General features: G+C 67.1%; 8 protein-coding genes. 3 read left to right on the top strand and 5 right to left on the bottom strand.

Going from position 1 to position 9,696, the window contains the following annotated elements; genetic code table 11:
- Window positions 1-31: 31 nt before the first annotated feature.
- On the top strand, window positions 32-790 hold the full coding sequence (locus tag METY_RS13445) for a Crp/Fnr family transcriptional regulator (RefSeq protein WP_103121909.1): 759 nt from the start codon (window positions 32-34) through the stop codon (window positions 788-790).
- Here the strand turns inward: METY_RS13445 and METY_RS13450 are convergent.
- Window positions 742-2,550, bottom strand: a complete 1,809-nt coding sequence (locus METY_RS13450; RefSeq protein ID WP_244593642.1) for an ABC transporter ATP-binding protein — start codon at window positions 2,548-2,550, stop codon at window positions 742-744. The two genes, METY_RS13445 and METY_RS13450, sit on opposite strands and share 49 nt — an antisense overlap.
- An 11-nt stretch (window positions 2,551-2,561) precedes the next feature.
- Window positions 2,562-3,758, bottom strand: coding sequence for a beta-glucosidase (locus METY_RS13455; RefSeq protein ID WP_103121919.1), 1,197 nt, complete (start codon window positions 3,756-3,758; stop codon window positions 2,562-2,564).
- A gap of 33 nt (window positions 3,759-3,791) precedes the next feature.
- Here METY_RS13455 and METY_RS13460 point away from each other — a divergent pair, with 33 nt between their 5' ends.
- Both METY_RS13460 and glf read left to right on the top strand, forming a co-directional pair.
- A complete protein-coding gene (locus METY_RS13460; RefSeq protein WP_244593643.1) occupies window positions 3,792-5,216 on the top strand; it encodes a glycosyltransferase family 1 protein in 1,425 nt (474 codons plus the stop codon).
- Complete coding sequence (gene glf, locus METY_RS13465) at window positions 5,209-6,393, top strand: UDP-galactopyranose mutase (RefSeq protein WP_103121912.1); 1,185 nt, start codon at window positions 5,209-5,211, stop codon at window positions 6,391-6,393. Before METY_RS13460 ends, glf begins: the two co-directional genes overlap by 8 nt.
- A 126-nt stretch (window positions 6,394-6,519) precedes the next feature.
- On the opposite strand, the gene METY_RS13470 is transcribed toward glf, so the two are convergent.
- The 3 genes from METY_RS13470 to METY_RS13480 form a co-directional block, all read right to left on the bottom strand.
- Entirely contained in the window at window positions 6,520-8,523 is a 2,004-nt protein-coding gene (locus METY_RS13470) for a cation:proton antiporter domain-containing protein (protein ID WP_103121913.1), read from the bottom strand.
- A gap of 155 nt (window positions 8,524-8,678) precedes the next feature.
- Window positions 8,679-8,894 (bottom strand): hypothetical protein, encoded by a 216-nt coding sequence (locus METY_RS13475; RefSeq protein ID WP_103121914.1) that lies wholly within the window; start codon window positions 8,892-8,894, stop codon window positions 8,679-8,681.
- 132 nt (window positions 8,895-9,026) lie between these two features.
- On the bottom strand, window positions 9,027-9,696 hold a 670-nt coding region (locus METY_RS13480), incomplete at its 5' end, for a fumarylacetoacetate hydrolase family protein (RefSeq protein WP_103121920.1).

Consider the following 9,696-nt stretch of genomic DNA (forward strand, 5'->3'; position numbering starts at 1 on the left):
GTTTGCGACCCGGCGAGTTCAGGCTGTCGCGGTGCTGCGCCCCGCCCGACCAAAAGCCGATCGCGCCGCTCACCCGTTGATTGCGGGCCTGGAGCCTGAAGCCGCGGCTCTGCTCAAACGTCATCTTCGGCGTGGGGAGAAGCGCCGGGGCGATCTGCTGGCGTCCGCGGGTCATTCAATTCAAACGGTGTTCTTCGTAAGCGACGGCCTCGTCGCCTTGTTCGGCCGAGCTCCGGACGGAGGCACGGCGGCTACCGGACTTGTGGGGCCCGGCGGCTTCGTCGGCGTGTCCGCGGCGCTGAGCGCGCACCATCCGGCGGTCCGAGACGCGGTTGCGCTCACAAGCGTTCAGGCCCAGGCGATCGACGCCGAAGCGCTCGACCGCATCGCCACGCTCCACCCCGACCTGCGGCGGCGGCTGATGCTCTACGCCAACGACCGGATCATCCAAGCGACGCAATTGTGCGTCTGCACGGCTCTGCACACGGTGGAGCAACGGTTGGCGCGCTGGCTGTTGGAGGCTTACGCCCTGCGCCGTGATCGTCCGATCGAGCTCACCCACCAACAGCTGAGCGATCTCCTCGGCGTCCGCCGCGCGAGCGTCACGCTCGGGCTGCACATGCTCGAGGGAGAGCAGGCGGTCCGCTGCCAGCGGGGGCGGATTGAGATCCGAGACCTCGACGCCTTGGGGCGTCGGTCATGCGGATGCCATCTCGCCGCGGCGGGCGAAAGCCAGCGGGCCTACCCGGCCTTGTCCAGCGCTTCGTCTACGGACAATCCGCGCGACTGAAGCCGCCACATCCGCGCGAAGACGCCGTTCGCCGCGAGAAGGTGGGGAACGGACCCCTCCTCGACCACTTTGCCCTCGACCAGCACGACGATCCGATCGAAGTCCGCCAGCGTCGACAGCCGATGCGCCACGGCCAGCACGGTGCGATCGCGCGTAAGCCGCGTGAGCGCATTCTGCACCTCGATTTCGGACTCGGTGTCGAGCGCGGAGGTCGCTTCGTCCAGCACTACGATCGGCGCGTTCTTCAGGATCGCGCGTGCGATGCCGATGCGCTGACGCTGGCCGCCAGACAACTTGGCGCCGCGTTCGCCAACGAGCGTATCGAAGCCGTCGTCCAGGTCGTCGATGAAGCCGCAGTGCGCGGCGGCCGCCGCCTCGCGGACCTCGTCGTCCGTCGCCTCCGGCCGCGCGAACCGGATGTTCTCCATCACCGAGCGGTGGAACAGCGAGATCTCCTGCGGCACGACCGCGATGGCGTAACGCAGCGACTCCTGCGTGATCTCGGCGGCCGACTGCCCATCGATCAGCACCCGTCCGGAATCCACGTCGTGGAGACGCTGGACGAGGTGGATCAGGGTCGACTTGCCGGCGCCGGAGGGGCCGACGATGCCGACCTTTTGGCCGGCGGGAACGGCGAAGTCGAAGTCACGCAGCACGGCGTGCGATCCGCCGTAGCCGAACGACACCTTCTCGAAAACGATCGACCCGCCGCGCTTCTGGAAAGGACGGGCGTCTTCGAGGTCGACAACCTCGTGCGGCGTCCCGATGACCTTCAGCGTTTCGGCGATGTAGCTGACGTGGCGCTCCATATCGACGAGCGCCATCGCGAGATCGCGAGATCCGTGGAGGATGCGGAACACAAGCGTCGAGACGACGACCACGTCGCCCGTGGTCACCGATCCGCGGGACCATAGCGAGACCGCCCAGAGCATCATGGAGCCGGCCATGGCCCAAAGGAGCACGTCATGCAGGACGCGCGCCTTCTCCGTAAACATCCAGCTCTTGCGCTGAGCCGTCGCCTCGCCGTCGAAGATGTGCCGGAGCCGCCGGCGCTCACGCGCGCTGGCGGCGAAGGCTTTCACCGACCAGATGTTGGTGAGGACGTCGATCAGTTCGCCGCCGACGAGACCCGCCTGCTCTGCGTAATGCCGGTGCAGCGGGCGGCCGCGCCGGCCGAACAGCACCAGTCCGATCGTGACGATCACCGCGAAGGCGGAGAGAGCGACGGCCATCCCAAGGTCGATCGTGAAAAAAATGACCACCGCGCCGAGAAAGCTCACGATCGGCGGCATGACGTTCCACGTCATGCTGTTGGTCAGCACGCCGAAATCACCGGCGGTCGAGGTGATGCGGTGCCCCAGGGCGCCGGCGCGTTGGTCCTGGAAGTACCGCATGGGATGGCCAGCGACGTAGTCGAGCAGGTCGAGCCGGATGTCGACGCCGACGCCGACCGTGGTGCGGCAGCCGAGCCAACCTGAGACCCGCCACAAGGCGCCTTCGAGGGCCGTCGTGGCGACGAAGAAGCCGAGCGCCCACCACACCGCCGACGACGCCGGAGGCGGAGCCGCCATGGCGTCGACGAGAAGCTTCATGCCGTATTGCGTGGCGACCATCATGCAGGCGCCGGCCGTGACCACTAACCCGAGCGCGATGAAATGGCCGGGCCAGCGCTTGGCGTACCGCCAGAAAAACGCCGACGGGCTTTGGAGCGCCGCCGCGATGGCGCTTCGCTCCTCCTGCGTGTCGGGCCGAAACGCCATCGACGTCGCGCTCACGAGGCCGCCCCCCGACGGATCGGAACGACCCGGTCTGGAAGAGCCCAACGAACGCCCGGCTCGAACTGAGCCAGCCGACGGGCGAGCTCTTCCGCCAGAGGCTTGAACACCGCGCGTTCTCCGTCCGAATTGGGCGTGGTGAAGAGCCCGACTTCACAAACCCGTCCGTTGTCCCAGCCGGGGTAGTCGAGGATCGGGTACAGGGTGATGCCTTCCACTTGAACGCCGGCCTCGCGAGCCGCGGCGACCTCGTCGCAGACATAATGCAACCAGGCCGCACGGCCCGTGCCTTCGGCGCCCGTCTCCGAGATCAGCACCGGCCTGCCGTAGCGGGCGGCCGTCTCGGCGAGCATCTCGCGAAACGGCCGATAGTCGTGATGTCCCATCGGGATCGTTCCGCCGTCCAGAACCCACTGGTTCTGCGGATAGAAGTTCACTCCGACGATGTCGAGCTTGTCGGGCGAGCCGCCCAGCTCCGGATGCAACCGGCCGGCGACCATGTCGGTCGCCTCGAACTGCGCCAGTCGGTAGCCCTCGGCGGCGGCCTTCGCAGAGGCGGACGCCTTCGCCGGTGCGACATGAATGGTCGGCTCGGCCGTCAGAAACCGGGCGCGCGGGTCCACCGAGCGCACGGCCTCGATCGCCGCGATCGCGGCGCGGGCCAGCTGGCGCTTAAGCTCCGGTCCCCGGCCCTTGGTCATGGGATTGAACTGACGCATGTCGCCGCCGGCCCAGGCCCAATACGACATCTCGTTGATCGGGCAATAATAGGGGACGTCGTCACTCTCCGAGCGGACGAACCGCGCCGCCTCACGCGCAAAGCGCGCAAAACGCTCGACGAAGGCCGGCGACCAGATGTCCAGCTTGTCGGGATACCCGTAATGGCAGAGGTCCCAAATGACCTGGACGCGCGCCTCCTTTGCCGCGCGCAGCATCGGCCGGACGCTCGACCAGTCGTAAAACCCTGGCCCCTTCTCGATCAGATGCCACCGCATGCCGTCGCGCACCGTCGTCACACCGAGGGCGGCGAGGCGCTCGAAGTCACGGGCGGCGAGTTCGTCGTGGCCGGTCGCGGCGATCAGATCGAGCCGAACCCCGTCGGCGCGCCGGTGGGATGAGCATTCGAAGCCCGCGACGAAGAAGCTCTGAAGGCCGGCGGAGGCCGGCGGCGCGTCGATGATCACGCAGCGCATCTCCTCTCGGTTCATGGGGCGGATTGGGCTCCCGTGCCGGTTTGGCTCGGCGGCGCGGTACGTCGACCTTTTGGTACGGTAACGCACAGAGTCACTTCTCTGGGAACGTCCGAACCTACGTACATGTTCGAACACCAAGGCGCGGCAACGGCAGCCGGCGAGACCGGCGTCCCCGCTTCGACCCGGCCGACGCCGCGTTCCCGCGTCGCGGTTCGTTCATCCGAGACGGGAGAGATCATGCGACCCACCAGCAGTTGCGCGCCAGAACTCGACGCCGCAGGGACCTCGCGAATTGAAGACGCCCCGGTGATTTGCTTCTCGCACCTCCGCTGGGATTTCGTCTATCAACGGCCTCAACACCTCCTAAGCCGTATCGGCAAGCGGCAACCCGTTTACGTCATCGAAGAGCCTGTCTTCGAAGAGGTCGCCGAGCCCCTGTTGCGCTCGTCGGCGCGCTCCGAAGGCGTGACGGTCGCCGTTCCCGTGCTGCCGCATGGTCTCAGCGAGAGCGGCAAAATCCTCGCTCAGCGTCAACTGGTCGACGAACTGCTTGAAAGCCTCGGCGCGGAGCGCCGCGTCTTCTGGTACTATACGCCGATGGCGCTCCTCTTCAGCCGCCATCTCGAAGCCGATCTCACCGTCTTCGACAACATGGATCAGCTCTCCGCGTTCAAGGGCGCGCCGCCTGAGCTGATCGCGCTCGAGGATGAGATGCTGGCGCGCGCCGACGTCGTGTTCACCGGCGGACGCAGCCTCTACGAGGCGAAGAAGCACCGGCACGGCAACATCCACGCGTTTCCCAGCAGCATTGACGTCGAGCATTTCAGCAGGGGGCGCGCCGAGGACCGTCGGGACCCCGAGGACCAAGCGGCCATCCCGCATCCGCGCGTCGGCTTTTTCGGCGTGATCGACGAACGTATGGACATCGGACTTGTGGCCGAAATCGCCGCCAAGCGCCCGCAATGGCAGCTTGTGATGGTCGGTCCGGTGGTGAAGATCGATCCGGCGGACCTTCCGAGAGCGGAGAACGTGCACTGGCTCGGCGGCCGCGACTACAAGGACCTGCCGTCCTATGTCGGGGGGTGGGACGCCGCGTTCATGCCCTTCGCGCTGAACGAGTCCACGCGCTTCATCAGCCCGACCAAAACGCCGGAGTTCCTGGCCGCCGGCGCGACTGTGACCTCGACGCCGATCACCGACGTGATCGCGGACTATGGGGAAGCGGGCCTCGTCAAGATCGCCTCCACCGCCGACGAGATGATCGCGGCAATCGAGGAGCAGATGGCGATGGACCGCGGCCCATGGCTCGCGCGCGTCGACGCCAAGCTCGCCGACAACTCCTGGGATCAGACCTTCGAGCGGATCTATGCGCTCGCGACCTCCGCCGCGCACGCGCGTCGCCGCAGCCGCGCAACGGCGCTCGGCGTGGAAGCCGTCAAGGAAGCCGCCAATGTATGATTGGCTGATCGTCGGCGCCGGCTTTGCTGGATCGGTGCTCGCCGAGCGTATCGCGACAGAGCGTGATCAGACGGTGCTCATCATCGACCGTCGGCCGCACATCGGCGGAAACGCTTACGACAAGTACGACGACGCCGGCGTGCTCATGCATCAGTACGGACCGCACATCTTCCACACGAACTCCGACGCTATTGTCGAGTACCTGTCGAAGTTCACGGAGTGGCGCCCCTACGAGCATCGCGTGCTCGGGCGCGTCGACGACAAGCTGGTGCCGATCCCGATCAACCGCACGACGCTTAACGAGCTCTACGGCCTCGACCTCGCGACCGAGGAGCAAGCCGCGGCCTTTCTCGAATCGCGGGCGGAGCCTGTCGAGGAAATCCGGACGTCCGAGGACGTCGTCGTCAGCAAGGTCGGACGAGAGCTCTACGAGAAGTTCTTCCGCGGCTACACCCGGAAGCAGTGGGGCCTCGACCCGTCGGAGCTCGACAAGTCGGTCACGGCGCGGGTTCCGACGCGCACCAACACCGACGACCGCTACTTCACTGACACCCATCAGATCATGCCGAAGCATGGTTACACGCGCATGTTCGAGCGGATGCTGGATCACCCCAACATCCAGATCATGCTCAACGCGGATTTCCGCGAAGTCCGCGAGACGGGGCAGTTCAAACGGCTGATCTTCACCGGTCCAATCGACGAATTCTTCGACTTCCGCTTCGGCCGCTTGCCGTACCGCTCGCTGCGGTTCGAGCACCGGTCGCTCGAGCAGGAGCAGTTCCAGCCCGTCGCTACGGTGAACTATCCGCAGACCGAGGACTACACTCGGATCACCGAGTACAAGCACCTCACCGGGCAAACGCACCCGAAGACAACGATCACCTACGAGTACCCCGCCGCCACCGGCGATCCGTACTATCCCGTGCCGCGGCCCGAGAACCAGGAGCTGTACCGGCGATATCAGGCGCTGGCGAACGAAACGGCCGACGTGCACTTCGTGGGCCGGCTCGCGACCTATCGCTATTACAACATGGATCAGGTCGTCGGACAGGCGCTGGCGGAGTTCCGCCGGATTCAGGAGAGCGTCCCGCTGTATGACGCGCCGCCGAACGGCAAAGCCGAAGCGCGTCCGACAGCGGCTGTTTCCGCCGAGACAGGAACCCGCGCATTGAACTGAGCGGTTTACCGACGACCTTTCGCAAGCCCGGGCCTTCCAATGGTCCGGGCTTTGGCATGTCAGGCCGCCGCCCGCTCGGTGTCCGCTGTCGAAGCGGGCCGTCCGCCTCTTAGCTTATCCCAAGCCTTACGCCGTTCTGGCTGAAACCGCGTCGGACCCCGCCGAGAGCGCGTCGTCCGAAGGTTCCGCCGAGGAGGGGGTCGGCTCGGACGCTTCGGCAGCTGTAGGCGGAGACGCCTCGTCCGCAGATCCGGGCGCTGCGGGCGCCGCGCCCGCCACATGCTCTTGCGGACCGGGCGCGTCGCCGCGCGCTTTCGTCATGGGCTCTCCGATGCGCTCCAGCATGCCGCGAGCGATCTCGCGCTCCCCCATGATCACCACGTCCGCGCCGAGCTTCGCGAGATGGTCGACCTCGGCGTCCGAATGCGCGCGGCCAATGATCAGCAGGCCCGGGTTCTGGACGCGCGCCTGCTCGGTCACCTGTCCGCCCTCGAAGGCGTCGGGGATCGCGATCGCAAGACGCGTCGCGCCTTTCAGGTTCGCCAAGGCGAGCACGGCTGGATTCGCGGCGTTGCCGACGATGACCTCAACGCCCTTCTCGCGCAGTTCTGCGATCCGCTTCTCGCTGTCCTCGATCACGAGGAACGGCGTGTTGGCGGCCTTGAGCTGGTCCACGACGATGGCGCCGACGCGGCCGTAGCCGACCACGACAGCGTGCCCGCTAAGGGTTGTGGGCTGGGTTTCACCCTCCGTTTCGATATCGGGAAGCGTGGGCTCCTCCTCCGAAACCGGCCGGACGCCCGCCGGCGCGGCCGCGGAGGGTTCCGAAGCCGCCGTCTCGGCGGCCGGCGTCTCGACGAACGGCGGCGTTTGCGTCGGACGCAGGATGCGGGCCTCAAGCCGCGGACGGATGCGATCGGCGGCGAAGAACACGATCGGGTTGAGAATGATCGACAGGATGGCGCCTGCGAGGATCAGGTCGCGCCCCTCCTCCGGGATCAGATTCAGACCGACGCCGAGCTCAGCCAGGATGAATGAGAACTCGCCGATCTGCGCGAGACTGGCGGAGATCGTGAGCGCCGTGCCGACCGATCGTCGGAACGCCAGCACGATCAGGAACGCCGCCACCGACTTCCCGATCACGATGATGAACAGCGTGCCGACGACGGGCCAGGGGTCCCGCACGATGATCGTCGGGTCGAACAGCATGCCGACGGACACGAAGAACAGCACGGCGAAGGCGTCGCGCAGCGGCAGGCTCTCCTGCGCCGCGCGGTGCGAAAGCTCGCTCTCGGAGAGGATCATGCCGGCGAAGAACGCGCCCAGCGCGAGCGATACGCCGAAGAGCTTGGCCGCGCCGAAGGCGACGCCGAGCGCGATCGCCAACACGCCGAGCCGGAACAGCTCGCGCGAGCCGGTGTGGGCGATACGGTGAAGCAGCGCCGGGATCAGCCGCCGGCCGACGACGAGCATCAGCGCGACGAACAGCGCCACCTTCAGCAGGGTGACGCCGATGACGCCGGTGATGCCGAGGTCCACGTTCAGCGCGCGGCTGATCAGCAACGCGACCGGATCCCCGTGCATGGCGTCCCCGCCCTGCCCGCTCGCGATCCCTGCAGCCGCCGGAATCAGCACGAGCGCCAGGACCATCGCGAGGTCTTCGACGATCAGCCATCCGACGGCTATCTTGCCGCGCTCGCTTTCGACGAGGCGCCGCTCCTGCAGCGCCTTCAGCAGCACGACGGTCGACGCCACCGAAAGCGCGAGGCCGAACACGAGGCCCCCGCCGTGCGACCAGCCCATCAGCCAGGCGAGGGCCCAGCCAAGCGCGGTCGCGACCGCCATCTGCGCGATCGCCCCCGGCAACGCGACGCCGCGCACCGACAGCAGATCCTTCAGCGAGAAGTGCAAACCCACGCCGAACATCAGCAGGATCACGCCGATCTCGGCGAGCTCGGGCGCAAGCTGCTGGTCGGCGACGTAGCCGGGCGTGTGCGGACCAACCAGAACGCCTGCGACGAGGTAGCCGACGAGGGGCGGCAGGCGGAAACGGTTCGCAATCGCCCCGAGAATGAAAGCCAGCACGAAACCCGCGACGATCGTCGAGATCAGCGGCGTTTCATGCGGCATCGGCCACGTCTCCTGAGGCGCTATGTTTTGGGGCGGCCGTAATATGCAGGCACACGCGCGCCGACGCTATGCCGGGCCGGGCGCAACGGGCCGTTTTCGGTTCCATTGACCGATAAGCCGCGCTCACGAGAGCGCGAGCAGCGCAGGCCAGCGCGTCAGCGGCTCGCGCGGGCCGGCTGAACCGCTTCGGCCTCGTCGCCGTCCGCCGTCATGGCGGCCTCCAGACGGCGCAACGCCGCATGTTTGGCGTCAGCGTCCGCGCCGAATCGCACGAGATAGCGGTCCAGAATCCGGTCGGCCAGATCGCCGTCGGCGTCGCCCATCATCTTGAGAACCGCGACGATCGCGCGCTCCAAATCGGGCATGGTCATCGGACTTCCTCGTCGCGCGGCGTTTCGATCGTCGGCATTAGACGACGACAGGCTTAACGTCGCCGTAAGCACCCCGTCACCGCAAATGGGGCGGCGCGCGCAGGGGCCAAGACCTGACCGGACCTCTCGTGGTCACTGGACGAAGCGGTTTCGTAGCGTTCCGACGCCTTCGATGGTCACCTCGACGACGTTCTCCGGCTCCCTCATCGCGCCGACGCCGACGGAGGTGCCGCACATGATGAGGTCGCCCGGCTCCAGCGTCATGTCGAAGGACAGCCGGCTCACCAACTCCGCCGGCTCGAAGAACATGTCCGCGACGGGATAGTTCTGGCGCTCGGAGCCGTTAAGCACGGTCTTGACGACCAGCGCGCTCGGATCGAGCCCTGTCGCGACGGCGGGGCCGAAAGCTCCGAACCCGTCGAAGCTCTTCGCGCGCGCCCATTGCGCGAAGGACGGGTCCTTGTCGATCAGGTCCGCCGCCGTGACGTCGTTCACGCAGGTGTAGCCGAAGATCGCCGCCGCCGCCTCGGCCGGCGTCGCTTCACGGCATTTCGCGCCGATGACGATGCCGAGTTCGCCCTCGAACACGACGCGCCCGCCATAGGACGAGGGCCGGCGGATGGTCGCGCCGGAGCCGATCGCGGAGGACGAGGCCTTCAGAAGGTAGAGCGGCTCATCCGGCGGGGTCTGCCCGAGCTTCGCGGCGAGGCCGCGGAGGTTCTTCCACAGCGCGATGATCTTGCCCGGCGCGGTCGGCGCGAGCAGCTCGACGTCGCTGAGCGCCACCGTCTCGCCAGTCGCC

Source organism: Methylopila sp. Yamaguchi, assembly GCF_002897035.1.
Taxonomy (GTDB): domain Bacteria; phylum Pseudomonadota; class Alphaproteobacteria; order Rhizobiales; family Methylopilaceae; genus Methylopila.